The 25,949-nt window shown below is 68.9% G+C and carries 21 protein-coding genes; 11 read left to right on the plus strand and 10 right to left on the minus strand.

All coding sequences use genetic code 11. The features are described from left to right. Positions 1-321: 321 nt before the first annotated feature. Together FBZ83_RS18780 and pdeM are read left to right on the plus strand one after the other, a co-directional pair. Positions 322-2,790 (plus strand): ligase-associated DNA damage response DEXH box helicase, encoded by a 2,469-nt coding sequence (locus FBZ83_RS18780; RefSeq protein ID WP_145686888.1) that lies wholly within the window; start codon positions 322-324, stop codon positions 2,788-2,790. Continuing rightward, positions 2,790-3,479, plus strand: a complete 690-nt coding sequence (pdeM, locus tag FBZ83_RS18785; protein WP_145686890.1) for a ligase-associated DNA damage response endonuclease PdeM — start codon at positions 2,790-2,792, stop codon at positions 3,477-3,479. Before FBZ83_RS18780 ends, pdeM begins: the two co-directional genes overlap by 1 nt. Before the next feature lie 104 nt (positions 3,480-3,583). Here pdeM and FBZ83_RS18790 read toward each other — a convergent pair whose 3' ends face one another. Beyond that, positions 3,584-4,072 carry a fasciclin domain-containing protein gene (locus FBZ83_RS18790; protein ID WP_145686892.1) on the minus strand — a complete coding sequence of 163 codons (489 nt, stop codon included), beginning with the start codon at positions 4,070-4,072 and terminating at the stop codon, positions 3,584-3,586. A gap of 267 nt (positions 4,073-4,339) precedes the next feature. On the opposite strand from FBZ83_RS18790, the gene FBZ83_RS18795 reads away from it, so the two are divergent. The 4 genes from FBZ83_RS18795 (at position 4,340) to FBZ83_RS18810 (ending at position 9,746) form a co-directional block, all read left to right on the plus strand. Then, the gene (locus FBZ83_RS18795) at positions 4,340-5,797 is read left to right on the plus strand and encodes a cryptochrome/photolyase family protein (protein WP_145686894.1); all 1,458 of its coding nucleotides are present in this window, start codon (positions 4,340-4,342) and stop codon (positions 5,795-5,797) included. 136 nt (positions 5,798-5,933) lie between these two features. Then, positions 5,934-7,967, plus strand: coding sequence for a PhoX family protein (locus FBZ83_RS18800; RefSeq protein ID WP_145686896.1), 2,034 nt, complete (start codon positions 5,934-5,936; stop codon positions 7,965-7,967). 118 nt (positions 7,968-8,085) lie between these two features. Next, on the plus strand, positions 8,086-8,592 hold the full coding sequence (locus FBZ83_RS18805; RefSeq protein WP_145686899.1) for a Fur family transcriptional regulator: 507 nt from the start codon (positions 8,086-8,088) through the stop codon (positions 8,590-8,592). Then, positions 8,562-9,746, plus strand: coding sequence for a CobW family GTP-binding protein (locus tag FBZ83_RS18810; protein WP_145686901.1), 1,185 nt, complete (start codon positions 8,562-8,564; stop codon positions 9,744-9,746). The genes FBZ83_RS18805 and FBZ83_RS18810 overlap by 31 nt, the downstream gene beginning before the upstream one ends. A 181-nt stretch (positions 9,747-9,927) precedes the next feature. Here the strand turns inward: FBZ83_RS18810 and FBZ83_RS18815 are convergent, their stop codons facing one another. From FBZ83_RS18815 to pdxH, 9 genes are all read right to left on the minus strand, one after another. Continuing rightward, positions 9,928-11,511: a hypothetical protein gene (locus tag FBZ83_RS18815; protein WP_145686903.1), complete on the minus strand. Its 1,584-nt coding sequence runs from the start codon at positions 11,509-11,511 to the stop codon at positions 9,928-9,930. Positions 11,512-11,521: 10 nt separating this feature from the next. After that, complete coding sequence (locus FBZ83_RS18820) at positions 11,522-12,550, minus strand: glycosyltransferase (RefSeq protein WP_145686906.1); 1,029 nt, start codon at positions 12,548-12,550, stop codon at positions 11,522-11,524. 164 nt (positions 12,551-12,714) lie between these two features. Next, positions 12,715-13,986: an SLC13 family permease gene (locus tag FBZ83_RS18825; protein ID WP_145686908.1), complete on the minus strand. Its 1,272-nt coding sequence runs from the start codon at positions 13,984-13,986 to the stop codon at positions 12,715-12,717. An 80-nt stretch (positions 13,987-14,066) separates the two neighbouring features. Continuing rightward, positions 14,067-14,891 carry an MBL fold metallo-hydrolase gene (locus FBZ83_RS18830; protein WP_145686910.1) on the minus strand — a complete coding sequence of 275 codons (825 nt, stop codon included), beginning with the start codon at positions 14,889-14,891 and terminating at the stop codon, positions 14,067-14,069. Between the two features lie 190 nt (positions 14,892-15,081). After that, the gene (locus FBZ83_RS18835) at positions 15,082-15,315 is read right to left on the minus strand and encodes a hypothetical protein (protein WP_145676924.1); all 234 of its coding nucleotides are present in this window, start codon (positions 15,313-15,315) and stop codon (positions 15,082-15,084) included. Between the two features lie 99 nt (positions 15,316-15,414). Further along, positions 15,415-16,449: a methyl-accepting chemotaxis protein gene (locus tag FBZ83_RS18840; RefSeq protein ID WP_145686912.1), complete on the minus strand. Its 1,035-nt coding sequence runs from the start codon at positions 16,447-16,449 to the stop codon at positions 15,415-15,417. 172 nt (positions 16,450-16,621) lie between these two features. Then, positions 16,622-18,013 (minus strand): methyl-accepting chemotaxis protein, encoded by a 1,392-nt coding sequence (locus tag FBZ83_RS18845; RefSeq protein WP_145686915.1) that lies wholly within the window; start codon positions 18,011-18,013, stop codon positions 16,622-16,624. A gap of 199 nt (positions 18,014-18,212) precedes the next feature. Next, positions 18,213-19,184 carry a cation diffusion facilitator family transporter gene (locus FBZ83_RS18850; RefSeq protein ID WP_145686917.1) on the minus strand — a complete coding sequence of 324 codons (972 nt, stop codon included), beginning with the start codon at positions 19,182-19,184 and terminating at the stop codon, positions 18,213-18,215. A gap of 34 nt (positions 19,185-19,218) precedes the next feature. Then, complete coding sequence (gene pdxH, locus FBZ83_RS18855) at positions 19,219-19,830, minus strand: pyridoxamine 5'-phosphate oxidase (RefSeq protein WP_145686919.1); 612 nt, start codon at positions 19,828-19,830, stop codon at positions 19,219-19,221. 181 nt (positions 19,831-20,011) lie between these two features. Here pdxH and FBZ83_RS18860 point away from each other — a divergent pair, with 181 nt between their 5' ends. From FBZ83_RS18860 to FBZ83_RS18880, 5 genes are all read left to right on the plus strand, one after another. Beyond that, on the plus strand, positions 20,012-20,467 hold the full coding sequence (locus FBZ83_RS18860; RefSeq protein WP_145676938.1) for an RT0821/Lpp0805 family surface protein: 456 nt from the start codon (positions 20,012-20,014) through the stop codon (positions 20,465-20,467). A gap of 48 nt (positions 20,468-20,515) precedes the next feature. Then, entirely contained in the window at positions 20,516-21,469 is a 954-nt protein-coding gene (locus FBZ83_RS18865) for a DnaJ C-terminal domain-containing protein (protein WP_145686921.1), read from the plus strand. 137 nt (positions 21,470-21,606) lie between these two features. Next, positions 21,607-23,397, plus strand: a complete 1,791-nt coding sequence (ftsH, locus tag FBZ83_RS18870) for an ATP-dependent zinc metalloprotease FtsH (RefSeq protein ID WP_145686923.1) — start codon at positions 21,607-21,609, stop codon at positions 23,395-23,397. 147 nt (positions 23,398-23,544) lie between these two features. Next, the gene (locus FBZ83_RS18875; protein WP_247888364.1) at positions 23,545-24,318 is read left to right on the plus strand and encodes a substrate-binding periplasmic protein; all 774 of its coding nucleotides are present in this window, start codon (positions 23,545-23,547) and stop codon (positions 24,316-24,318) included. After that, entirely contained in the window at positions 24,315-25,889 is a 1,575-nt protein-coding gene (locus tag FBZ83_RS18880) for a SpoIIE family protein phosphatase (RefSeq protein ID WP_145686927.1), read from the plus strand. The genes FBZ83_RS18875 and FBZ83_RS18880 overlap by 4 nt, the downstream gene beginning before the upstream one ends. Positions 25,890-25,949: the final 60 nt, after the last annotated feature.

A 25,949-nucleotide genomic window follows, 5' to 3' on the forward strand; every position in this document is an offset into this window, starting at 1 on the left:
GTGCCGGCGGGCCCTACCCGTCCGGCATCCGAGAGGAGGTGATGCGCTTGAAAAGGTACCTGAAGTGGCTCCGACGCTTCTGGTTCCGGATGAAGTTCGAGTTCGAAGCGGGCTTCAACCAGGGCCACGATCGCTAAGGAACCAATGGGCGGGGTCGGGAAACCGGCTCCGCCTCCAGGAGACCGAAGGCGCATCACCTCCTTGCCTCCCAAAATACCACAGCCTCGAAAGCCGTCAACGGGACGCAAAAGCGCGGCCGTTCTTGCTCCGTTCGATTCGCGACACTATTCTTTCCGGTCTCAGCGAATCACCCGGTCCTTCATGCCCGACCTTCCCTCCCCCCTCCTCCCCGCCAATGTCCAGGGCTGGTTCCGGTCGCGGGGCTGGGCGCCGCACCCGCATCAGCATGCCATGGTCGAGGCCGCCGCCGCCGGGGACAGCGCCCTGCTGATCGCCCCGACCGGCGGCGGCAAGACGCTGGCCGGCTTCCTGCCTTCGCTGATCGATCTGGCGGAGCGCCCGCGCGAGGGGCTGCACACGCTCTACATCTCCCCGCTGAAGGCGCTCGCGGTGGACATCCAGCGCAATCTGGAGGAACCCGTCGCCGAGATGCGGCTGCCCATCCGCACCGAAACCCGCACCGGCGACACGCCCGAATCCAAGCGGCGGCGGCAGCGGGCCAACCCGCCGCACATCCTGATGACCACGCCGGAAAGTCTGGCGCTGATGATCGCCTACGCCGACGCGGCGACGATCTTCCGGCACCTGCGCTGCGTCATCGTCGACGAGCTGCACGCTCTGGCCGGGACCAAGCGCGGCGACCTGCTGGCCCTCGGGCTGGCGCGGCTGGCGAAGCTGGCACCGCAGGCCCGACGGGTCGGGCTGTCGGCCACGGTGGCGGAGCCGGCCCAGCTGCTCGCCTGGCTGTCCAAGACCGGGCAGGCGGACGGCGGCGACGTGCGGCTGGTCTCCGGCCGGGCCGGCGCCTCCGCCGAGGTGGAGATCCTGACGACGCGCGAGCGGCTCCCCTGGTCCGGCCGCATGGCCATGCACGCGCTGAAAGAGGTCTACCAGCGCATCCGCGCCCACCGCACGACGCTGGTCTTCGTCAACACCCGCGCCCAGGCGGAGCTGGTCTTCCAGGAGCTCTGGCGCCGCAACGACGACAGCCTGCCCATCGCGCTCCATCACGGCTCGCTGGCGGCGGAGCAGCGGCGCAAGGTCGAGGCCGCCATGGCGGCGGGCAAGCTGCGGGCGGTGGTGGCGACCTCCTCGCTCGACCTCGGCATCGACTGGGCGGCGGTCGATCTGGTGGTGCAGATCGGCGCGCCGAAGGGGGCGAGCAGGCTGGTCCAGCGCATCGGCCGCGCCAACCACCGGCTGGACGAGCCGAGCCGCGCCCTGCTCGTCCCCGCCAACCGGTTCGAGGTGCTGGAATGCCGCGCCGCCCTGGACGCCGTGGCGGCCATGAGCCTGGACGGCGAGCGGCCCCGCCCCGGCGGGCTGGACGTGCTGGCCCAGCACATGCTCGGCATGGCCTGCGCGGAGCCCTTCCGGCCCGACGACCTGTACGACGAGGTGGTCCGCGCCGCCCCCTACGCCGGGCTGCCGCGGGACGAGTTCGACGACGTGCTGGACTTCGTGGCGACCGGTGGCTACGCGCTCGGCAATTACGAGCGCTTCCACCGCCTGAAACTGCGCGAGGACGGGCGCATGGCGGTGGCCGGGCCGGCGGTGGCGCGGCAATACCGCATGAACGTCGGCACCATCACGCAGGAGGCCATGCTGCGCGTGCGCCTGAGCCGCGGCCCGGTGCTGGGCGAGGTGGAGGAGCATTTCATCCAGGGACTCACCCCCGGCGACACCTTCGTCTTCGCCGGCCAGTTGCTGAAGTTCCTCGGCATCCGCGAGATGGAGGCACAGGTCGCGAAGGGCGGCACCGGGGAGCCGAAGGTCCCGGCCTACGCCGGCGGTCGGCTGCCGCTGACCACGGCGCTGGCCGACCGGGTGCGCGCCATGCTGGCCGACCCGGCGCAGTGGCCCGGCCTGCCGGAGGACGTTCAGGAATGGCTGCGGCTCCAGCGCTGGCGCTCCGTCCTGCCGGCGCGCGACGGGCTGCTGGTCGAGAGCTTCCCCAAGGCGGGCAAGCGCTTCCTCGTCGTCTACGCCTTCGAGGGGCGGAACGCGCACCAGACCCTGGGGATGCTGCTGACCCGGCGGATGGAGCGGATGGGCTGCGGCCCGCTCGGCTTCGTCGCCACCGATTACGTGCTGGCGGTGTGGTCGCTGCGCACGCCCAAGGATATGGACGGGCTGTTCGACCAGGACATGCTGGGCGACGATCTGGAAGCCTGGATGGACGAGTCCTCGATGCTGCGCCGGACCTTCCGCAACGTGGCGCTGATCACCGGGGTCATCGACCGCCGCCATCCCGGGCAGGAGAAGTCGGGGCGGCAGGTCACCTTCTCCTCCGACCTGATCTACGACGTGCTGCGCAAGCACGACCCCGGCCATGTGCTGCTGCGCGCCACCCGCGCCGACGCGGCGGGCGGGCTGACCGACGTGCGGCGCCTGTCGGATTTCCTGGTTCGGGTGAAGGGCCGCATCACCCACAAGGACCTCGACCGCATCTCCCCCCTCGCCGTGCCGGTCATCCTGGAGATCGGGCGGGAACGGGTGGACGGCTCCGCCACCGACGAGCTTCTGGAGCAGGCCGCCGCCGATCTGGTGGCCGAGGCGATGCCGGAACTGGCGTCCGACGGTGACAGCCAAGGCCGCTTGACGCTGTGATGACCATGGACACGACGATGACCTTGCGGGGCGCCGCGCTGGCCCCCGATCCCTCAGGCGCGCTGGTCTGGCCGGCGGAGCGGACGCTGGTGGTCGCCGACCTGCATCTGGAGAAGGGCTCCGCCTTCGCGGCGCGCGGGCGGATGCTGCCGCCCTACGACACGCGGGCGACGCTCGGCCGGCTGGCGGAGCTGGTGGAGCGGCTGGCTCCGGAGCGGGTGATCTGCCTCGGCGACAGCTTCCACGACCGCCGCGCGGCGAGCCGCATGGAGGCGGGGGACGTGGCGCGGCTGCGCGACCTGACCGGGCGGGTGACGGATTGGCTGTGGGTCACCGGCAACCACGACCCGGAGCCGCCGGAGGGGTTCGGCGGGCGCATCCTGGACGAGCTGGCGCTCGGCCCGCTGACCTTCCGGCACGAGGCGGTGCCCGGCGCCGTGGGCGAGTTGTCGGGGCATCTGCACCCGGTGGCCGCCGTCGTCGTGCCGGGCCGGCGGGTGCGGGAGCGCTGCTTCGCCTTCGACGGGGTAAAGCTGATCCTGCCGGCCTTCGGCGCCTTCGCGGGCGGGCTGAACGTGCTGGATCCGGCGGTGTCCGGCCTGCTGGCGGCGCGGTTCGAGGTGCATCTGCTGGCCCGCGGCAAGGTCCACCGCTTCCCGCGCAGCCGCCTGTCCCCGGACAGGGCGTAAAAAGAAAAAGCCCGGAGAGTCGGGGGAACTCTCCGGGCGAGTGGTCCTGCCGGAACCGGCGGTGAAACGTCCGGCAGGAGGGACCTCAATGAAAAAGCAGAACGTCAGTTCGGCATCATGACCGTGTCGATCACGTGGATGACGCCGTTGGACGCCATGATGTCGGGCTTCACGACCTTCGCGTTGTCCACCATCACGCCGCCCTTCGTCGCGTCGATATCCACGGTGGTGCCCTGCACGGTTTTCGGCGATGCCGTCTTGCCGGCGATATCGGCCGAAGTCACCTTGCCCGACACCACATGATAGGTGAGTACGGAGCGGAGCTTCTCACGGTTCTCCGGTTTCAGAAGATTTTCGACGGTGCCGGCGGGAAGCTTGGCGAAAGCCTCGTCGGTCGGGGCGAAGACGGTGAAGGGGCCAGTGCCCTTCAGCGTGTCCGCGAGGCCGGCGGCCTGGACGGCCTGGACCAGCGTCTTGAACTGGCCCGCCGCCACGGCAGTGTCCACGATGTCCGCCGCCTTTGCGGACATGGCGGCGAGGGACAGCGGCAGGGCGACGGTGGCGGCGGTCAGCAAGCGCGACAGGCGGGACATATGGTTTCCTCCGTTGATGGCGTCTCTTTCCTCCCCCGACCGTGGAACCGGCGCCGTCGGCCGCCGTGCCTCCGGCTCCACGTCGTGGCAGCGAAGGCGGAAATAGCGGTGCGGAAATCGCCGTCAATAGGATTTCCCCAGGAAAAATTTTCGCCGCCGTGGTGATCCGGAACAATCGGCGCCGCGTAGCAAGAGCCACTGACCGTGGTCATTGGCTGCGGCGTTTTGGCATGCCCGTTCTTCTGTCCATGTCCTTAAAGTTGGCCGATGAAGACCGATCAATCCCCCATCCTCGTCTGGTTCCGCAACGATCTTCGCCTTGCCGACAACCCGGCGCTCAGCGCCGCGGCGGAGGATGGGGCGCCGGTCATCCCGGTCTACATCCGGGAGAAGGACGCCCACGATCCCTGGCTTCCCGGCGCCGCCTCCCGCTGGTGGCTGCACGGCAGCCTGGAGCGGCTGGGCAAGGCGCTGGCCACGCTCGGCTCGCCCCTGGTGCTGCGCAGCGGTGACCCCGCCGCGGTGCTGGCGGCGCTGGCCGAAGAAACCGGCGCCGACACGGTGCTGTGCAACCGCCGCGCCGGCCCCACCGCCATCGCCCGCGACCGCCGGGTGGGCGAGCGGCTGACCGCGCGCGGCGTGACGGTGCATCCCCACAACGCCGCCCTGCTCTATGAGCCGGGAACCATCCGCACCAAGTCGGACACGCCCTTCCGGGTCTTCACGCCCTTCTGGAAGGCGCTGCTGTCGATGCCGGAGCCGCCGCGCCCCACCCGCGCGCCGACCAAGCTGACCCCGCCGGCCAAGGCGGTGTCCAGCGAGTCGCTGAAGGACTGGGGGCTGCTGCCCAGCGCACCGGACTGGGCCGGCGGCCTGCGCGAGCGCTGGACACCCGGCGAGGCGGCGGCCCGCGAGCGGCTGGCCGATTTTCTCGACGGCCCGGTCGCCGCCTACCCGGCGGAGCGCGACCGCCCGGACCATGACGGGACCTCTGCGATGTCGCCGCACCTCGCCTTCGGCGAGATCGGGCCACGGCAGATCTGGCACGCCGCGCGCCACGCCGCCGACCAGCGGCATGAGCTGGCCGCGGGCGCCGAAGCCTTCCTGCGGGAACTCGGCTGGCGGGAGTTCAATCACCACCTGCTGCGCGAGGAGCCGGGCATTCCGGACACGCCGCTGGACACGCGCTTCGCCCGCTTCCCCTGGCGGACCGACAAGGCGGGCCTGCGCGCGTGGCAACGCGGGCGCACCGGCTACCCCATCGTGGACGCCGGAATGCGGCAGCTCTGGCAGACCGGCTGGATGCACAACCGCGTGCGGATGATCGTCGGTTCCTTCCTCATCAAGGACCTGCTGATCCCCTGGCAGGAGGGCGAGGCGTGGTTCTGGGACACGCTGGTCGATGCCGACATCGGCAACAACGCCGGCAACTGGCAGTGGGTGGCCGGCTGCGGCGCCGACGCGGCGCCGTTCTTCCGCGTCTTCAACCCGATCCTCCAAGGCGAGAAGTTCGACCCGGAGGGGGCCTATGTCCGGCGCTACGTGCCGGAACTGGAAAAGCTGTCCAACCGCTGGATTCACAAGCCCTGGGAAGCCCCGGACGAGGCGCTGTGGCAGGCGGGGGTGACGCTCGGCAAGGACTACCCGCGGCCGATCGTCGACCATGGCACCGCCCGCGACCGCGCGCTGGCCGCCTTCCAGGAGATCAAAAAATCCAGTGATTGATCGACACGGAGTCGTGAAACCCGACCGTGTGTTTTCATTCCGCCTTCATGGGGGTGCAAAGAAACCGTCACAGGCCCCCGGTAAGGTGCGCCCGCCCAACCCCAAATAAATTTGCGGAAAGAGACGAGGCACACCGATGGACACCCATGACCTGCCCCAGAAGGGCACCAAGTATCTGACCTTCGAGGGCCGCGAGGACATCGGCTCCAACCCGTCCGAAAACCCGACCATGGGCGACGTCATCAACGCGCGCCTCGGCCGCCGCGACATGATGCGCGGCATGCTGAGCGGGGCCGCGGTCAGCGCCCTGATCGGCCCGGCCGCCCTGCTCTCCCCGACCCGCGCGGCCGAGGCCGCCGTGACCGGCGCCCCGCGCCCGGCCAAGGCCAGCTTCTCCTTCCAGGAAGTGGCTCACGGCGTCGACGCCGACCATCACGTGGCATCCGGCTACAACGCCGACATCCTGATCCGCTGGGGCGACCCGGTGGTCCCCGGCGCGCCGGCCTTCGATCCGATGAACCAGTCGGCCGAGGCGCAGTCGAAGCAGTTCGGCTACAACAACGACTTCGTCGGCTACGCCCCGCTGCCGCTCGGCTCGCAGTCGCCGGACCGGGCCCTGCTCTGCGTGAACCACGAATACACCGACGAGGAGGTCATGTTCCCCGGCGTCGGCGTGGAGCAGCAGAAGGACAAGTTCGCCCGCATGACCAAGGCGCTGGTGGACATCGAGATGGCCGCCCACGGTGGCACCGTCGTCGAAATCCGCAAGGTCAAGGGCAAGTGGGTGACGGTGGCGGACTCCCGCTACAACCGCCGCATCACCGGCGAGACGCCCTGCGCCATCACCGGCCCGGCCGCCGGCCATGCCCTGATGAAGACCAGCTACGACCCGACCGGCACGAAGGTCCGCGGCATGCTGAACAACTGTTCCGGCGGCATGACGCCCTGGGGCACCTGGCTGTCGGCGGAGGAAAACTTCAACGGCTACTTCTGGGGCAAGGTCGAGGACACCAACCCGAACGCCAAGGTTCTGAAGCGCTACGGCTTCCCCGGCGAATGGTACAACTGGGGCGTCCATCACGACCGCTTCGACATCGCTAAGGAGCCAAACGAGTCCAACCGCTTCGGCTGGATCGTCGAGATCGATCCCTACGACCCGACCTCGACCCCGAAGAAGCGCACGGCGCTTGGCCGCTTCAAGCATGAGGCCTGCCAGATCGCTCTCGGCAAGGACGGCACCGTGGTCGCCTACACCGGCGACGACGAGCGCTTCGACTATGTCTACAAGTTCGTCGCGGCCAGGAAGTTCGACCCGAAGAACCGCGCCGCCAACATGGACATCCTGGAGACCGGGACGCTCTACGTGGCGAAGTTCAAGGCCGACGCCTCGGTCGATTGGCTACCGCTGGTCCATGGCCAGGGTCCGCTGACCGCCGAGAAGGGCTTCCCCGACCAGGCCACCGTCCTGATCAACGCCCGCCTCGCCGCCGACGCGCTGGGCGCCACCAAGATGGACCGTCCGGAGGACATCGAGGTCAACGCGGTGACCGGCAAGGTCTACGTCATCCTCACCAACAACTCCCGCCGCAAGCCGGAGCAGGTGGACGCGACCAACCCGCGCGCCGAGAACAACTGGGGCCACATCGTCGAGATCCTGCCGGAAAACGGCAACCACGCCGCCACCAAGGCCGAATGGACGATCCTGGTCCGCGGCGGCAACCCGGCGGACGAGAAGGTCGGCGCGCAGTTCCACGCCGACACCTCGGCCAACGGCTGGTTCTCCTGCCCCGACAACGCGGCGGTGGACCACCGCGGCCGCCTGTGGATCACCACCGACCAGGGCGAGAACTGGAAGAAGGCATCCGGCACCGCCGACGGCGTCTGGGCCGTGGAGACCGACGGCGACCTGCGCGGCCTGTCCAAGATGTTCTACCGCGTGCCGGTGGGCGCGGAGATGTGCGGCCCCTGCTTCACCACCGACGACAAGACCCTGTTCGTCGCCGTGCAGCACCCGGCCACCGATGGTGTGGACCAATGGGAAGGCTTCAAGGGCAAGCTCTCCTCCTTCGAGGACCCGGCGACCCGCTGGCCCGACTTCAAGCCCAACATGCCGCCGCGCCCGTCGGTGGTCGCCATCACCAAGAAGGATGGCGGCGTAATCGGTCTCTGACCGTACGCCTGACCGTCCCATAATCCAGCGACACGCCTTGAAAGGGCGGCCCCCGCGTCCGGGGCCGCCCTTCTTCTTTGTCTGGTGTCGGTGTCCGGCGATGTAATAAGATAACGCCATGACCGCCGATCCCCACTCCACCGCCGGCCCGGCCTCCCGCCATGGGCACGACCACGCGCATTGCATCGCCGATGCGCTGACGCGCGCCGACGCCCTGTGCGCGGAGCGCGGCGCCCGGCTGACCGCGCTGCGCCGGCAGGTGCTGGAACTGGTCTGGAACAGCCACAAGCCGCGCGGCGCCTACGCCATCCTGGAAGACCTCAGCCAGCGCGAGGGCAAGGCCACCGCCCCGCTGACCGTCTACCGCGCGCTGGAGTTCCTGGTGGAGCACGGGCTGGTCCACCGCATCGAATCGCTGAACGCCTACATCGGCTGCGCGGCGCCGGGGGCCGTCCATTCCGGGCAGTTCCTGGTGTGCGAGACCTGCGGCAACGCCGTGGAGATTGACGACCCGCGCATCCGCGCCGCCATCGGCACCATCGCCGCCGAGCATGGTTTCCAGGTCAGCCGCCCCACCGTCGAGGTGCGCGGCACATGCACCGACTGCCAGGAGAAGACCCCGTGACCGCCGCACCCACCCCCGCCGCCCAACCGGCGCCCCGCCTGCCCGTCTCGGTGCTGACCGGCTTCCTCGGCAGCGGCAAGACCACGCTGCTGCAACGGCTCCTGCACCATCCCGGCATGGCCCGCACCGCCGTGGTCATCAACGAGTTCGGCGAGGTCGGGCTGGACCACCTCTTGGTCGCCAAGGCGTCGGAGAACATGGTGCTGATGGACAGCGGCTGCCTGTGCTGCACCATCCGCGGCGACCTCGTCGACACGCTGCGCGACCTGTTCCTGAAGCGCGTGCGCGGCGACATTCCGGAGTTCGACCGGGTGGTGGTGGAGACCACCGGCCTCGCCGACCCGGCCCCGATCATCCACACGCTGATGAGCGACCCGCTGCTGGCCGCCCGCTTCCGCCTGGACGGCGTCATCAGCACGGTGGACGCGGTGCATGGCGCCAACCAGCTCGACCGCCAGCCGGAGAGCGTGAAGCAGGCCGCCGTCGCCGACCGCATCGTTCTGACCAAGACCGACCTCGCCACGCCCCACACGACGCTCGCCCTGTGCCAGCGCCTGTCGGCGATCAACCCGGCGGCCCCGCAGATCCCCGCGGCCTTCGGCGAGGTCGATCCGGCTCTGCTGTTCGACGCCGGTCTCTACAACCCGGAAACCAAGAGCCCCGACGTGGCGCGCTGGCTCCGCGAGGAGTCGTACCGCGACGAGCAGGCCCATCACCATGATCACGGGCATGACCACCATGCTCATGATCACGGCCATGGGCATGACCATGAGCATGGCGACGCCTGCGGTCCCGACTGCGGGCACGATCACCATCACCACGACACCAACCGGCACGACGACCACATCCGCGCCTTTTGCATGGTGGTGGACGAGCCGATCCCGTGGAACAGCTTCGTCGACTTCATGGAGGCCCTGATCGCCACCGGCGGGGAAAACCTGCTGCGCATCAAGGGGCTGCTGAACGTGAAGGAAAGCCCGCTGCCGGTCGTCGTCCACGGCGTGCAGCACATGTTCCATCCGCCGGTCCAGCTCCAGGAATGGCCCGGCGAGGATCACCGCTCCAAGATCGTCTTCATCACCCGCGACATCGGCGAGGCGGTGATCCAGCCGATGTTCGACCAATTTGTTTGGGGAGCGGAGGGGACGGCCTGAGTGGCTTTGCCCCCTCCCTAACCCTCCCCCTCTTCGAGGTGGAGGGGACGGTCGTCGCTTCGCAGAAGGCACCCTCTCCCGCAAAGCTCTCGCGCAAACCAAAGGTTTGCGCTGACGCGGCAGGCGGACCTTTGGTCCGCCGAGAGCGGGGGAGGGTTAGGGTGGGGGCAACCGCACTCGCTCACTTCACCTTGTAGAGCTGGAAGTACCGCCCCTCCTGCACCAGCGTCAGATGCTCCGGCACCGGATTGGCGCGGCCCGGCTCGCTGAACAGCACATAGACGTAACCGAAGCGCCGGGGCCAGTCGGCCCAGTAATGGTTGTCGCGCAAGCCCGGCTGGCGCACCGCATCGGCGACGTAACCGATGCGCGGCATGTAGGTGAAATCACCATCCAGATCCGCGTAGTCCGGCTTCAGCAGCAGCACCTGCTTGCCCGGATGGGTGAAGGCGATCGGCACGAGGCTGGAGCGTTCCATCAGCGCGAGCACTGGCGCGTGGTGCAGGCCGAAGGACAGGGCGCGGTCGTCGGTGAACTGGGTGGCGCGGAAGATCGACTTGTGCAGCGTCTCGTCGGCGTAGGTGGCGAGCACCGTGCTTCCCGGCTCGATCCGCTGCAGGGACTGGCGCACCTCCTCCAGCAGCGGGTCCACCCTGGCGAGCCCCACCCCGGCGTCGGCACTGCGCAACAGCGACAGTGCAACGACCACGGAGAGGAAGGCCGCTCGCATGGCCGAGGTCGCCAGTTCCCACCGGATGAAGCCCAGCGCGACGAAGGCGATGCCGATGGGCAGGCGGCTGTCGGCGAACCAGGAGCCGAACAGGACCAGCGGCATCGCCGCGTAGACCACCAGCCCCAGCGCGATGGTGATGGCGCCGACCGGATGGACGCGCAACGCCCCGCTCCACAGGCCCCAGGCGATCCCCAGCCCGACCGCGATGCCCGTCACATAGCCGACCGTGTCGGCGTAGCCACCGAACAGGAAGTCGAAGCCCATCAGCTTCGCCGTGCCGACCCACAGCACCGCGTCGGCGAAGCCCGACGACGGGCTCATCAGCAGAAGCGGCGGCACGATCAGGAAGGGCAGACCGAAGGCCAGCGCGTCCGGCAGCGCCCGCCGCGGCTCACGCCAGCCGCCGCTCCGCCACAGCCGCCAGCCCTCGAAGGACAACAGCGTCAGGCCGTAAAGCCCGAGCGCGAACAGGTGCGAGATGAACAGCAGCAGCACGATGCCGAGCGAGGCCAGCCCGCGCTGCCAGGGCGCGCGCTCCCGCATCACGATCCAGCCGGCGATTCCCCACAGCGCCAGCCCCAGCCCGAACAGGTAGTTGAACAGGCCCATGTAGGTGGACAGCGTGTAAAGGAACAGCCCGGCGGCCAGCGGCCCCAGTTCCACCCGGCCCCAGACGGCGCGGTACAGCGCAATGGAGCCGGTCACCAGCACCAGATAGCTGGCGGTGACGAACAGCCGGCTGGCCGTGTGCACGCCGATCAGCTTCGCCAGCGGCGGCACGACGATGTCCATCACCAGATTGGGGATGATCGCCCAGCGCACCATGTAGAATTGCGCCAGCGCCGGGTCCTGGTCGAGATGGGCCAGGGCGTACATGCGAGTGACGTGGTTGACGTAGTCGCCCAGCGCCGGAATCTCGAACATCCAGACGGGAACCGAGGCCGCCACCAGGATCAGCAGGGCGGCCGGCCAGACATACGCAGACTCGGCGCGCGACGCCGCCCGCCCGTCGACGGTGTAATCCCTGAACATGCGGCCCCCCTCAGACGCTTTTCGGGAAGGACTGGGGCGGAGCGCCAGAGGCGTCCACAGGGGCCGCGGCCGTGGGGGATGCCTGCAGGTCCTGCGGATAGCGGTTCTGGAGGCCGGCCCGGTAATGGGTCCAAAAGCCGCGCAGCCCCTTCACGTCGGCGCGCCGGTGCAGCAGGTAGTAGAGCGTGTATTTGACCATCATGCGGGCGATGGACTTGCGCTCGTAGGTGGCGTGGATGTAGCCCATGTTGCGGAAGAAATAGGGGGCGCGGTTCTCCGGCATTTCCTCGATGGTGCCGAGAAAGCCGCCGGCCAGCGGGCGCTGAGTGCGGCGGTTGCGCGGGTGGACATGCAGGGCGCGCACCGCCGTTCCGTCGCGCAGCCCGGCCCGGCGGGCGCGCAGCGTGAATTCCCACTCGTCGCCCCAGATGAACATCTCGCGCTTGATGTTGCCGATCCGCTCGAACACGCGGCGGCGCAGCAGGGTCCCGTTGAACAGCGCGATGGTGCCGGGCACGATGCCGTCCTGCGCCGCGGCGGCGAAGGCGTCGGCCTTGGTGAAGCCCTGCATGGTGAAGGCCAGATCGCCCCGGTCCTCCGCCGCGACCACGGTCGGCCCGACGAGGTCGAGGTCGTGCCGCTCGCCCTGGCGCAGCAGCTCGGCCAGCGCGCCGGGCGCCGGGATGCCGTCGTCGTCGGTGCTCCAGATCCAGCGGGCGCCCAGTTCCAGCGCCGTGGCGAAGGCGGTGTGGTAGGCGCCGGCGGAGCCGATGTTGGCCTGCCGGACCACCAGAAGCTCCGGCATCACCGCCCTCTGTTCGGCCAGCCATTCGGCGGTGCCGTCGCTGGAGCCGTTGTCCACCACGACGATGCGGTCGGGCCGCGGCTCCTGCCCGTGGATGGCCGCCAGACAGGTCTTCAGCAGGGCCAGACGGTTGTGGGTGACCACCACCGCGACGACCGGCGTCTCCCAGGGCGTTTCCCGAGGCCGTTCCTGGGCTCCGGTGTCCAGCGTCCGGGGCGTCTGGGCTTCTGACATGCGGTTTCCGTCCTTCGTCTGAGCTTCGGGCATTTGGGCTTTGGGCATCGGTGCCTTGGGGCATGCCTCGAAGAGGCCACCCCAAGTTTTTTGCTTTGCGAAGAGAGGGCAATGCCCCGGACGGAGAGGGGCGGCACCATTCGCATAGCCCATAAGGAGAAAAATCAGCTCAGACGCATCCAGCCGGTGCCCCACAACCACAAAACGGCGAATCCCATCGACAAAAAGGTCATCGGGATGCCGCAACGGGCGTGCTCCACAAAGCCGAGCCGGACGCCGGAGGCCGCCGCCCGCTCCACCACGATGATGTTGGCGAGGCTGCCGGGGATCAGCAGGTTGCCGGCCAGTGTGGACAGGATCGCCAGCCCGTAGAGCGCCCCCTCCGGCGGCGACGGCCAAGCGGCGAGCAGCAGGATCACCGCCGGCACGTTGCCGATGCTGTTGCTGGCGGCCAGGGCGAGCGGGGTCATCACCGCCAGCCGGTCGGGCAGCCAGCCGGCGGCCTCCAGCCCCGACACGAACTCCGCCGGCAGGCCGGTCAGCTTCAGCGCGTGGTTGATGGCGAACAGGGCGGCGAAGAGGACCAGCAGATGCCAGTCCACCATGCCCAGCATGCCGCGCGAGGCCAGCCGCCGACTGATCAACATCGCCCCGGCGACCAGCAGCACGCCGATCTCGTGGGGCAGGTCGGTGGTGAACAGGCCGAGAAGCACCAGGGTCGCCACCACCGCCTTGCCGAGCTGCGCCCGGTCGAGCGTCACCGGCTCCGCCCCGCCCTCCCCGGTCATCCGGTCATCGGGCTCGCCGAAGCGGCCCCGCCAGGCGAGCCACACCACGACATAGACCACCACGAGGCCGACCAGCGCCGGTACCCCGCAGACCGCCAGGAAGCGCCAGAAATCCAGATGGCCCATCTGGCCGATCAGGATGTTCTGCGGGTTGCCGATCACCGTCGCCGCCGAGCCGGCGTTCGCCGCTCCGGCCAGACCGATCAGGTAGGGCCGCGGGTCCAGCCGGCGCGCCAGCAGTCCGACGCAGAGCATCGGCGTCATGGCGAAGACCACCACGTCGTTGGCGAGGATCGCCGACAGGCCTCCGCCCACCGCCACCGTCACCGCCAGCAGCCGGGCCGGAGAACGCGCCGCCTGCGCGACCCGCAGGGCGCACCAGTCGTAGAAGCCGCTGGCCGCGTATTGGGCGGACAGCACCATCAGCCCGAACAGGATGAACAGGGTCGGGAAGTCGATGGCCTCGGTCACCTGCCCCGATTCCAGCGCCCCGATGGCGAGCAGAAGGATGGCCGCGACCAGGGCGATGCCGGTGCGGTCGATGCGCAGTCCGGGGAAGCGCCCCAGCGCCATGCCGACATAGGTGAGGACGAACAGCGCGACGACCGTCAGCGTCATGGGCGGGACGGCCAGGAAGGGAATGGGCATGGATGGGGGTTCGCTGCGGGGGGAGGAAGCCCCTCTATAACGGCCCGGCATAGGGTCCGGCCAGAGGCGCCAAGCCGAGGTCAGGCCAGCGTGACCGTCATCCCTTCCCGTGCGGCGAAGCAGTCCGGGAACACCGCCTGGGCCGCCGCCTCGATGGCGGTCATGGCGGCGTCGTCATGGTCGGGGTCGTGGTGGAACAGCACCAGCCTCTTCACGCCGGCCGCCTGGGCCAGCCGGACGCCCTCGGTCCAGGTGGAATGGCCCCAGCCGATGCGGTTCTGCCATTCTTCGTCGGTGTAGGTGCTGTCGTAGAGCACGAGGTCGGCGCCGTCGATCAGGTCCAGGATGTTGCGGTCGGGGTGGCCCGGCACATGCTCGGTGTCGGTCACATAGGCGAAGGCTTTGCCCATATGCTCGATGCGGTAGCCGGTGGCGCCGTCCGGATGGTTCAGGCGCGCCGTGCGGACCTGCACCCCCTCACCCAGCGCGAACCGGTCGCCGGCCGTGATCTCGTCGAACACGATGTTGCTTCCCATGGTGCGCATGGGCACCGGAAACAGGGGTCGCTCCATCTGCCGGGCCATGGCCGCCTCGATGCCGGGGGTGCCGTTCAGGTGGCCGGAGACGATACGCAGGTGGAAGCCCTTGGTGTAGGCCGGGGCGAAGAAGGGAAAGCCGCAGATGTGGTCCAGATGGGTGTGGCTCATCAGCAGGGTCGCCGTGGCGGCGCCCTCCTTCAGCAGGCGTTTTCCGAGCATGCGGATGCCGGTGCCGGCGTCGATGACGATGCGCTGGTCGCCCGCCTGGACCTCAACGCAACTCGTGTTGCCGCCGAAGCCCATATGGGACGGCAGGGGGCAGGAAACCGTGCCCCGAACCCCCCAGAAGGTCACCGAAAAGCCCATACCGACCTCAAGACGCCAATCTCCGGGCCACCGCGCCGCCCTGGAATCCACTGGGGAATCCCCTGGGGAAACCGCAGGCGGGGACCGTTAAAACGGCATTTTAGCATGGTTTTCGGTTTACGCGGTGACGACCGTCACAGCCCCGCCGGTTCCAAAGAGGGAGGCCGTCCCCTTCCGGATTGGCACGGGTTCAACTGGTCCACAGGATGCTTTCGATGAAACGTTCGCAGGACCGCCGGTGGACGCAGCCGGTGCAGCCGGCATCGGTGCAGGGAAGCCCGGCCTTCAGGACGGTCAGCCCATCCACCAGCCGATCCTTCGTGGCCTGATCGATGACGTCCGCCACACACACGTCGCGGATCGCCTCCGCCACGAGGTCGTCTTCCTGTTCCGGTACGATCACGATCTGCCTGAGAGCCTGCATGCGAAACACCTTTCCGTGGCTCAACTGCACCACGGCGGTGTTTCGCTAACATTTCAAGCGCGACCCGCAAAAGATTCGAATTGCTGCAATCCGAAACGCCTATTCGCAATGACTGGCGGAGTTCTGGACGATCACTCCGAACCAGCCGAGTCCCTTGTAGGTTTCATAGCCCGGCGTCACGGCGAAACCAACCACACGCCCCTGGTCGTCGGGATAGCTGCCCTGCCCTTGGCCGCCGGTGCGCAGGGGAAAACTCTCCGTCAGGACGCCCCGGCGGTCGGACGCGGCGATCACGCGGTGACGGCTGTCCACCAGAAGGCAGCGGGTCCGGGCGCGCTCCTCGTCGGTCAGGCGGACGGAGTCGACCACGCCCTGGGACTGGGGCTGCCAGTCGAAGAAGACGCCCAGCACGCCGATGATCGGGCCGTTCTCCTCCCCGCCGGCCCGGATGGCCGTGGCGTAGGTGGCGACGGTGGCGCGGTCCAGCAGGTCGTTGGCGCCGATGTCGGCCACCGCGAAATCGGTGCCGCTGCGGGTCGACATGGCCTCGCGGAACCAGGACTCGGACGCGACCGACGCGCCCACCGGGCGGCGATAGCGGTCGGGCCGTCCGTTCGCCAGGACGACGCCCCGAGCGTCGACGACCCAGAGGTCGAGATAGACCGTGTAGGCGCCGAGGATGACGGCCAGCCGCTGCGCGGCTTCGCGGCGGTTGGACTCCGAGGGATCGGCAGCGCAATCCACCACGGCGCGGTCCGTGGCCCACCAGCGAACGTCGCAGGACCGCTCGTACAAATTGCGGTCGATGATGTCGATCATGTTGAGCGCCAGATCGGCGAGCCGGCCGCCCCGCAACTGCGAGACCAAACGGTTGCCGAGCGTGTTCAACTCGTCCGTCTGCACGGCCATCTGGGTGCGCAGCTCGTCACCGATGCCGGTGATCCGCTCCGAAATGGCCTTCACCTCCTGGGCCACCACGGCGAAGCCGCGCCCGGCCTCCCCCGCGCGCATCGCCTCGATCAGGGCGTTGAGCGCCAGGATCTTGGTCGTGTTCGTGACGGCTTGGATCTCATCCATCTTGCGCGTGGCGAGATCGGACACGGCGCGCGACAAAGCCACGATTCGCTCGGGCATAAACATCACCTCCCAGGATCATCAGCGATGACGCCCGTGGATGACCGAACGACCGATTCTTTCCGGCTCAGCCGACCATCCGCAACCCACCCCGGCGGCATTCAATGGATGCAATCACAAAACTGCAACATTCAATGGCACGCGAACCGGGGGGCGGGACGGAGGCGGCGGTTCAGACCTTGTAGGCTAGGCGCAGCCCGCCCCAGTGCCGCCCGCGCACGGTGATCGGAGCGGACACGTCCTTCATCAGGGTGTACTGGCCGCCGCCCATGTCGCGACGGTAGGTCTGGAGCAGGAACGGCTTCGTGCTGCGCCCCGCGGCGAGGCCGACCCGGTCGTTGAAGATACGTCGATTGCGGCAATTGGCCGCGTTCCAGGTCGGGTCGTTCCCCTGGGGCTGGCTGAACCTCCGGTTGTGGGTCGGCAGGTAGCCGTTCGAATCGACCGCCACGCAGAAGACGATGCGCTCGTTCTGCCCCAGCAGCGAATCGAGGACCTTCGGCAGCATGCGGTCGCAGAACTCGGTGAAGCGGGTCATGTGCTGCTGCGGGTTGGAGCCGGGGATGGGCTGGTAGTTGCTGTCGAACAGATCGCCCTCGCGCACCTCGCCGCGCGACAGCGCGTCCTCGAAGTCCGCGGAGATGCGCGACGCGGCGTCGCTGACCATGCGGATGAAGGGGGTGTCCACCGTCTCCACGTCCAGCTCGGCGGTGATGCCGATCAGCCGCTCGCTCATGCCGACCAGCGTGTTCACGCGGTCGCGCGCCTGGGCCAGATTGTCGCTGGACAGTTGCACGCCGACCGCGAGGTCGTCGATCTCGTGCTGAAGCTCCTCGCAGTTGGCGCCAATCTCCGAGGAGGCCGCATCGATCTTGTCCGTCTCGCCGTTCAGCTCCGCCATGGCGCGCCCGACGGTTTCGATGACGGCGCCGATGGCGGTGGTGCCCTCGCTCACCGCGCGGGCCTTGCCGGCGCTGGACGCGCTTTCGGCCATCAGGCGCTGCGCTTGGTCGTTCAGGTACTTCAGCGTGGCGTCGATCTCTGTCGTCGCCTCGCTGGTCTTCTTGGACAGGGCCTTGACCTCGTTCGCCACCACGGCGAAGCCGCGCCCGGCCTCCCCGGCGCGCGCCGCCTCGATGGTCGCGTTGAGCGCCAGCAGGTTGGTCTGCTTGGCGATGACGAAGATCTCCTTGGCGACCCGGCCGACCCGGTCCAGCGCCTCCTGAAGGCCGGCGATCTGCCCTTCGATGCTTCCCACGGCGGCAACGAGGGTGTGGATGTCGTTCATCGACCGCTGGACCCGGTCGTGGGATGATTCGACCTCCTGCCGGGCCTGCTCGGTCACGGAACGCGCCACGCTGGCGGCGGCGGAGATGCGCTGCGTGCTCTCCGACATCTTGTTCCCGGTGCCGCGCAACTGCGCGAAAACGTTGGCCTGATGGCCGAGGCGGCCGTTGACCTCCTCCACATGGCCCGCGATGTCCGCGATCTCGATGCCGAGATTGCCCGCTTCGGTGGCAATGTCCGCGATCAAATGAGAGCGGCTGCCGAACGCACTGTCCATCTTTCCGCCATCCGTTTCACAAGAATGCGCAGAGCGCTAAAATCCAATGCAATTATTACCGAACTCTTACAAATGCGCAACGGAGGAAGGGTCATTCTAAAAGGCAATGTGATCATTTATTGCGCATCGGTAACCCACGCGCAACCGGTGGCGGAAAAACGTCCGCCGGCGACGCCGCGGCGCCTCAATCAGCGGCACCTTACTCAGCGACGCCCGGGCCACCGGGGCTCTGGCCATCAGCGCTTTGCCCACCAACGCTCTGACCGTCCGCGATGCGATGGTCCAGCCGGTCGTCCTGAAGGCCGGCGGGCTCCTGGTGGATCATGACCTCGGCGCCGGGGAAGGCGTCCTTCAGGCGGTCCTCGACCCGGTCGGTGATGTCGTGCGCCCTGGCGACCGACAGCGCGGGGTCGAGTTCCAGATGCAGCTCGATGAAGGCGCCGACGCCGGAGCTGCGGGTGCGCAGGTCGTGCATCCCCGCGACGTCCTGCTGCGCCTCCACCAGCGCGACGATGCGCTCCCGCTCCTCCGCCGGCAGCTCCCGGTCCATCAGGACGTTCAGCGCCTCGCGGGCGACCTTGCGGGCGCCGTAGAGCAGGAAGGCGGCGATGCCCAGCCCGAACAGCGGGTCGAAGGCGCTGATGCCGGTCCAGCCGGTCAGCAGGATTGCCAGGATGACCGCCGCGTTCATCAGCAGGTCGCCGGAATAATGCAGCCGGTCCGCCCCCACCGCGACCGAGCCGGTGGCGGTCACCACATGGCGCTGGAAGGTGATCAGGCCGGCGGTCAGCAGGATGGACAGCAGCATCACGGCGATGCCCACCGCCCCCTCGCCCACCGGCTGCGGGGTGACGAGGCGGCGCACCGCCTCGATGGTCAGGAACAGGGCCGAGCCGCCGATGAAGGCGGCCTGGGCCAGGGCGGCCAGCGCCTCCGCCTTGCCGTGGCCGAAGCGGTGCGCCTCGTCCGGCGGGCGCAACGCCGTCCGCACCCCGAGCAGCGTCACCACCGAGGCCATCATGTCCGTGCTGGAGTCAATCAGCGACGACAGGATGCTGACCGAGTCGGTCGCCAGATAGGCCGCCAGCTTCGCCAGGATCAGCGTCAGGGAGACCGACACGCTGGCGTAGGTGGCGTACCGGCGCAGCCGGTGCGAACGCGCTTCGCTCATGAGCGTCTTCTTATGTGGTGACGGTACCGGTCCTTTACGGGAAGAGACGCTCCGTCGTCCAGCGCGCCGGCTCCGGCGCCGCCGGATCACCCTCGCGCAGGTACACGAGCCGCTCGTGCAGGCGGAAGGGGCGATCCTGCCAGAACTCGATTCGCCGCGGCAGGATGCGGAATCCGGTCCAGTGCGGCGGGCGGGGAACCGCGCCCAGACCGAACTTGGCGGCGAACTGGGCGACCCGCTTCTCCAACTCCCAGCGGCCCTCCAGCGGGCGCGACTGCTGCGACGCCCAGGCGCCGATGCGGCTCTCGCGCGGGCGGCTCTCGAAATAGGCGTCGGCCTCGGCGTCGGACACCTGCTCCACCGCGCCCTCGACGCGGACCTGCCGCTTCAGCGTCTTCCAATGGAAGCACAGGGCGGCGTTGGCGTTGGCCAGAAGCTGCTCGCCCTTGCGGCTTTCCGTGTTGGTGTAGAAGACGAATCCGCGCGGATCGATGCCCTTCAGAAGCACCATGCGCACCGACGGCGCCCCCTGCGCGTCGGCGGTGGCCAGCGCCATGGCGTTGGGATCGTTGATCTCGCTGCGGGTGGCCTCGTCCATCCAGTCCTGGAACAGGGCGTACGGGTCCCGGTCGTTGGATTCGCTCATTGTCCCCTCGTCACGCGGCCGTAGGCCCATAGTTTCAACGTCAGGTTTCGGCGCCGTTTCCGGCGTCTTGCCAGTTCACAAATATGCCCAATTCACAGATAGGATAGCCTCGCATATATGAGTGTCCACCGGTGCGCCAGAAGCAAGGCACGCCGGCTCCCAACCTTTCGAGGCAGCATCGATGTTCGTGAAGAAGCTCGTCCCGGCGGCGATGGCGATCGCCCTGCTTGCGGGTTGCGTCAGCACCTCCAAGGAAGCCACCAAGAACGCGGAGACCGTCGGCGGCCGGATCTCGTCGACCTACGGCAACGCGTCGGGCAAGGTCGCCTCCTCGGGCACCGGCCCGCTGCTGGGCGCCTTCATCGGTTCGGCCGCCATCGAGCCGTCGGACGCCGCCGCCGCCGAGACCGCGGCCAAGCGCGCCTACGCCGCCCCGGTCGGCGACAAGATCGGCTGGACCAACCCGGCGACCGGCCACTACGGCTCGCTGACCACGACGCGCGAGGGCTACAACAACGCCGGTCAGTATTGCCGGGAGTTCCACCAAACGGTAACCACGAAGAGCCAGACCGAATTGGCCTACGGAACCGCTTGCAAACAGGCCGACGGTACGTGGAAGATCGTCGCCAATTCGTAACGCCTCATCCCCGGGCTTCGGGGTGGAATAACTCTGTCCGTGGACCGCATGCGTGACCCTTACCAAATCCTCGGCCTCACCCGCTCCGCGAGCGCCGACGACATCAAGAAGGCGTACCGCAAGCTCGCCAAGGAGTTCCATCCCGACCTGAAGCCCGGCAACGCCGCGAACGAGGAGCGCTTCAAGGAAATCTCGGCGGCCTACACGCTGCTCTCGGATTCCGACAAGCGCGCCCGCTTCGACCGCGGCGAGATCGACGCCTCCGGCCAGGAACGGCACCACGGCTTCGGCGGCCGCTCCCGCGCCAACGCCGGACGCAGCCGCGCCTACAGCGGGGCCGGCGGCAGCGCCGACGACGATTCCTTCTTCGGCGGCGAGGACTGGTTCTCCGACCTGTTCAGCGGCGGGCGCAAGCGCGGCGGCGCGGCGGGCGGCGGCGCGGGCGGCGGCGCTTCCCGGTCGCGCGGCAGCGACATCAATTACTCGGTCTCCGTGCCCTTCGTCGAGGCGGCGCAGGGCACCAAGCGGCGCATCAGCCTGTCCAACGGCAAGAGCATCGACGTCACCGTTCCGCCGGGGACGGAGGATCAGGCCAAGCTGCGGCTGAAGGGCCAGGGGCTCCCCGGCGCCGGCGGCTTCGGGGCCGGCGACGCCATCGTCGAGGTCCATGTCGAGGCGCACCCCTTCTTCACCCGCCAGGGCTCCGACATCCACGTCGAGGTGCCGATCACCCTGAACGAGGCGGTTCTCGGCGCCACCATCCGCGTGCCGACCGTCAGTGGACCGGTCGCTCTGAAGATCCAGCCGGGGGCCAACACCGGCTCCACCCTGCGGCTGCGCGGCAAGGGCGTGATGAACCAGGCGACCAAGCAGGCCGGCGACCAGTATGTGAAGCTGAAGGTCGTCCTCCCCGACCCGCCCGACGCCGAGCTGGTCAAGTTCATGGAGGAGTGGTCGAGGACGCGCAGCTACGACGTGCGCAAGAAGGCCGGGCTGGAGTGACACCGGCCCGTTAACCCTCTCGTCACTTGTATGTCAAAGAATAGTCCTGGACCGAATGCGGTTGATGCCGGGCGGTGGCGCCTTCATCAATGACAGCGATGTGCCGGAAACGGTTTTCGCTGCCTTTGTAGGACGCCATGCCGCCGATCCCGAAAAAGTATCTGATCGCCCTCGCCGCCGTTGCTGCGCTTCTGCTTGGCTGGTTCGCCATTGCGGCCTGGGCCGACTACGCGCGCGACGGCGCCGAGGAGATCGCGACCTACAGCGACTTGGTGGCGGCGGCCGAACGGGGAGACATCGCCTCGGTCACCTTCCGCGGTGACGGGGCGCACGCCGTCACGCCGGACGGCCAGCGGCTCCGCGCCGTCGTTCCGGTCACCGACGATCTTCTGAAGGAACTGCGCGGGCGCAAGATCGCCATCGCCTTCGAGGAGGACGCCGGCGGGCTGGTTTCCGGCACCGTCTCCGTCCTGGAGAAGCTGGCGCCCTTCCTGGTGATCGGCCTGCTGATCGGCGCGCTTCTGCTCAGCGGCGGGCAGTTTCTCGGCGGCAGCCGGGCCACCCGCGTCCGCCCGAGCGACACCGGCACCGTCTTCGCCGACGTCGCCGGGGTGGACGAGGCGAAGGACGAGCTTCGCGAGACCGTCGAGTTCCTGCGCGACCCGCGCCGCTTCGCCATGGCCGGCGCCCGCGTGCCCAAGGGCATCCTGCTGGTCGGCCCGCCGGGCACCGGCAAGACGATGCTGGCCAAGGCCGCGGCCGGCGAGGCCGGGGTGCCCTTCTTCACCGTCTCCGGCTCCGACTTCGTGGAGATGTTCGTCGGGCTGGGTGCCGCGCGGGTGCGCAGCGTCTTCAAGACGGCGCGGGCCGCCGCCCCCTGCCTGCTGTTCATCGACGAGGTCGACGCCCTGGCCGGCAAGCGCGGCGAATCCAACTCCCATTCGGAGCGGGAGCAGACGCTGAACCAGCTCCTGGTCGAGATGGACGGCATCGTCAACGGCGGCGCGGGCGGCGGCGAGGTGGTGGTGATCGCCGCGACCAACCGCGCCGAGATGCTGGACCCCGCCGTGACCCGGCCGGGCCGTTTCGACCGCCACATCCACGTCGCGCTGCCCGACGTGGCCGGCCGCGAGGCCATCCTGGACGTCCACGCGGGCCGGCTGCGCCTCGCCCCCGACGTCTGCGTCCGCACGGTGGCGCGGGGCACGCCCGGCTTCTCCGGCGCCGAACTGGCCAACCTGACCAACGAGGCCGCGCTGTCCGCCGCGCGCAACGGGCGGGTCATCGTCGGCATGGCCGATTTCGAGGCGGCGAAGGACCGCGTCCTGATGGGCAACGAGCGGCGCAGCCTCGCATTGTCCAATCACGAGCGGCGCCTGACCGCTTATCACGAGGCCGGTCACGCGCTGGTCTCCATCCGCTGCCCGGAGGCCGACCCCATCCACAAGGCCACCATCATCCCGCGCGGCCGCGCGCTGGGCATGGTGGTGCGGCTGCCGGAGGGCGACCGCGTGTCGGTGTCGCGCGCCAAGCTGCTCGCCGACATCGCCGTCGCCATGGCGGGGCGCGCGGCGGAGGATCTGGTCTTCGGGCCGGACGCCGTCACCACCGGGGCCGAGGCCGACTTCCGCGCCGCCACCGACCTCGCCCGCCGCATGGTCACCGCCTGGGGGATGAGCGACGCCATCGGCTATGTCGCCCACGCCGGCAACGACCCCGCCGTCGTGCGCTCGGAACGCACCGCCTGGCGCATCGACGAGGAGGTCCGCCGCATCACCGACGAGGGGATGGAGCGCGCCCGCCGCATCCTGGCCGCCGACCGCGTCGCTCTGGAGCGGATCACCGCCGCCCTGCTGGAACGCGAGACGCTGAGCGGCGACGAGATCGGCGCGCTGGCGGCCGAGGAGCGGGAAACCGAAGCGGCCTAATGGTAAAAATCTTCTTTCACATTCAACGACAAAGATTGCTGCATACGCGCATACATTGGTAAAATGCCGTAGAATTTCCGCACAATCGTGCGATCAGCATCGGGGCTGAGGATGGCAAAAGCGGTTGCCCGCCGAACGATACTGGCTTTGGCGCTCGCCGGACTGACGGCGGGCGGCCTGCCCTCGTCCGGCCTCGCTGCAACAGCCGACTCCCCGGCCGGCCCGGTCGCCGTACCGGTGACCATCAAGGTCGGCGCCTACGAGTTCCCCCCCTATGTCACCGAATCCGGCGGCGGCGTCACACAGGCCCTGCTCGACCTGCTGAACGCAGAGCAGACCGACTTCCGATTCGAGCTGGTCCGCACCTCTCCCCAGCGGCGCTACGAGGACATGGAGCGGGGCCGCTTCGACCTGATCGCCTTCGAAAGCCTCGCCTGGGGATGGAAGGGGCGCCCGGTGGACGCCTCGCGGGTGTATCTGCGCGACGCGGAGGTGTTCGTCGCCAAGGCCGGCCCGGGCATGGACCAGAGCTATTTCGACCGGCTCGACGACAAGACGATCCTCGGGCGGCTCGGCTATCATTACGCCTTCGCCGGCATGACCGCCGACCCGGAGATCCTGGAAAAGCGCTTCAACACCCGGCTGACCGTCACGCATGAGGGCAACGTGCGCAGCGTCGCCGCCGGGCGGGCCGCGCTGGCCATCGTCACCCGCTCCTTCCTGGCGCAATTCCTCAAGGCCAACCCCGACATGGCGCCGCAACTCCTGGTGTCCGACCGCACCGACCAGATCTACGAGCACACCATCCTGGTCCGCCGCGATGGCCCGGTCGGCGTCGCCTGGGTCAACGACACCCTTGATCGGCTGGAGCGCAGCGGCGCCCTTCCGGCGCTGTGGGCCCGCCAGGGAATCACCCAATGACCGAACTGCGCGCCCTCGCCGTCGGCCGGCGTGACCGCTCGCTGCTGACCCGCATCGGCAGCATCATCCTGGTCACCGCCGCCGCCGTGGGGGTGGTCGCCGTGGCCGTGTCGGCCAACATCGTGGAGCACCAGCAGTTCTCGGCGCTGACCAAGCGGGCGCAGCTGGTCGCCGCCATGCAGACCGACGCGCTGGCCAACCCGATCTGGGAGATCGACGACCGCGCCGTCCGCAACATCATCGATTCGCTGCGCGAGCGCGACCCGGCCATTCTCGCCGTCTCCGTCTTCGAGCCGGGGCACAGCGAACCGATGGCGGTGTCCGGCAACCCCAGGACCTCCGCCGACTCCACCACCATCGAGAAGGTCATCGACCTGCGCGGGCGCGACGGGGTGACCCGGCAGGTGGGCACGCTGCGGCTGCTCTATTCGACGGAGGAGGTCCACCGCAACACGCTGGAGGCCCTGCTGCCGGTGGTCGGGCTGCTGCTGCTGTCCCTGGTCACCGCCATCGCCATCATCAGCGTCATGCTGAACCGCGTCGTGCTCGGGCCGCTGCGGCGGCTGACCCAGGCGACCCAGGCGGTCTCCCGCGGCGATTACGGCGCCCGCCTCGCCACCGAGCGGGAGGACGAGATCGGCGTCCTGACCAAAACCTTCAACCGCATGGCCGAAACGGTCCAGGACTACACCCAGACCCTGGAATCCCGCGTCCAGGAGCGGACGGAGGCTCTGGCCGACATCAACCGCCGCATCATGGACAGCATCAACTACGCCCAGCTGATCCAGTCCTCGATCCTGCCGAAACCCGAGGTTCTGGACAGCGGGCTGGCCCAGCATTTCGTGCTGTGGCGGCCGCGCGACGTGGTCAGCGGCGATTTCTACTACTACCGCGAGGTCGAGGACGGCTTCCTGATCGGCGTCGCCGACTGCACGGGTCACGGCGTGCCCGGCGCCTTCATGACCATGACGGCCAGCGCGGTGCTGAACAACGTGGTCGACGGCATGGGCGCCGCCGATCCCGCGGCGCTGCTCGCCACGGTGGACGAGAAGGTGCGGGCGGCCCTGCATCAGGACGGCGATGCGGCGAGCTGGGAGGGCGGCTTCGACAACGGGCTGGACCTGGCGCTGTGCTACGTCCAGCCGGCGCGGCGGCGGCTCGTCTATGCCGGCGCCCGCCTGCCGCTGGCCATCGCCGGCCCGGACGGGCTGACCGAGATCCGCGCCGACCGCCGCAGCCTGGGCTACCGCGCGTCCGGCCCGACCCCGCCCTTCACGAATCACAGCCTGGACCTGCAGCCCGACCAGACTTTCTACATCTGCACCGACGGCCTGACCGACCAGTGCGGCGGGGAACGGGGGCGGAGCTTCGGCAAGCGCCGGCTGCACGGCGTGGTCGAGGAATGCCGCGCGCTGCCGCTCGACCGGCAGAAGGAGCTTATCGAATCCAGCCTGTCCGGCTTCCAGGGCGACCGCCCGCAGCGCGACGACATCACCATGGTCGGCTTCCGCGTCCGACTGGCCGACGATCCGGCGGTCCCGACGCGGAACACACTGTGGGAAATCGCGTAACTAAGCGTGAGAGGGTTGCGTGATAGTGCAGCAGGGGGGCCGTCGTGGGGCGAAGTCGCT

This window comes from Azospirillum brasilense (assembly GCF_007827815.1).
Taxonomy (GTDB): Bacteria; Pseudomonadota; Alphaproteobacteria; order Azospirillales; family Azospirillaceae; genus Azospirillum; species Azospirillum brasilense_C.

Bases quoted from the DNA above. Each gene is read 5' to 3' on its own strand.
- FBZ83_RS18825 (WP_145686908.1), bottom strand. From the start codon at position 13,986: ATGCCCATTCCCTTCCTGGCCGTCCCGCCCATGACGCTGACGGTCGTC.
- FBZ83_RS18850 (WP_145686917.1), bottom strand. From the start codon at position 19,184: ATGAGCGAAGCGCGTTCGCACCGGCTGCGCCGGTACGCCACCTACGCC.
- FBZ83_RS18795 (WP_145686894.1), top strand. From the start codon at position 4,340: ATGAAGACCGATCAATCCCCCATCCTCGTCTGGTTCCGCAACGATCTT.
- FBZ83_RS18810 (WP_145686901.1), top strand. From the start codon at position 8,562: ATGCACCGACTGCCAGGAGAAGACCCCGTGACCGCCGCACCCACCCCC.
- FBZ83_RS18845 (WP_145686915.1), bottom strand. From the start codon at position 18,013: ATGGACAGTGCGTTCGGCAGCCGCTCTCATTTGATCGCGGACATTGCC.
- FBZ83_RS18780 (WP_145686888.1), top strand. From the start codon at position 322: ATGCCCGACCTTCCCTCCCCCCTCCTCCCCGCCAATGTCCAGGGCTGG.
- FBZ83_RS18805 (WP_145686899.1), top strand. From the start codon at position 8,086: ATGACCGCCGATCCCCACTCCACCGCCGGCCCGGCCTCCCGCCATGGG.
- ftsH (WP_145686923.1), top strand. From the start codon at position 21,607: ATGCCGCCGATCCCGAAAAAGTATCTGATCGCCCTCGCCGCCGTTGCT.
- FBZ83_RS18840 (WP_145686912.1), bottom strand. From the start codon at position 16,449: ATGCCCGAGCGAATCGTGGCTTTGTCGCGCGCCGTGTCCGATCTCGCC.
- FBZ83_RS18800 (WP_145686896.1), top strand. From the start codon at position 5,934: ATGGACACCCATGACCTGCCCCAGAAGGGCACCAAGTATCTGACCTTC.
- pdeM (WP_145686890.1), top strand. From the start codon at position 2,790: ATGACCATGGACACGACGATGACCTTGCGGGGCGCCGCGCTGGCCCCC.
- FBZ83_RS18860 (WP_145676938.1), top strand. From the start codon at position 20,012: ATGTTCGTGAAGAAGCTCGTCCCGGCGGCGATGGCGATCGCCCTGCTT.
- FBZ83_RS18865 (WP_145686921.1), top strand. From the start codon at position 20,516: ATGCGTGACCCTTACCAAATCCTCGGCCTCACCCGCTCCGCGAGCGCC.
- FBZ83_RS18835 (WP_145676924.1), bottom strand. From the start codon at position 15,315: ATGCAGGCTCTCAGGCAGATCGTGATCGTACCGGAACAGGAAGACGAC.
- pdxH (WP_145686919.1), bottom strand. From the start codon at position 19,830: ATGAGCGAATCCAACGACCGGGACCCGTACGCCCTGTTCCAGGACTGG.
- FBZ83_RS18815 (WP_145686903.1), bottom strand. From the start codon at position 11,511: ATGTTCAGGGATTACACCGTCGACGGGCGGGCGGCGTCGCGCGCCGAG.
- FBZ83_RS18790 (WP_145686892.1), bottom strand. From the start codon at position 4,072: ATGTCCCGCCTGTCGCGCTTGCTGACCGCCGCCACCGTCGCCCTGCCG.
- FBZ83_RS18820 (WP_145686906.1), bottom strand. From the start codon at position 12,550: ATGTCAGAAGCCCAGACGCCCCGGACGCTGGACACCGGAGCCCAGGAA.
- FBZ83_RS18880 (WP_145686927.1), top strand. From the start codon at position 24,315: ATGACCGAACTGCGCGCCCTCGCCGTCGGCCGGCGTGACCGCTCGCTG.
- FBZ83_RS18830 (WP_145686910.1), bottom strand. From the start codon at position 14,891: ATGGGCTTTTCGGTGACCTTCTGGGGGGTTCGGGGCACGGTTTCCTGC.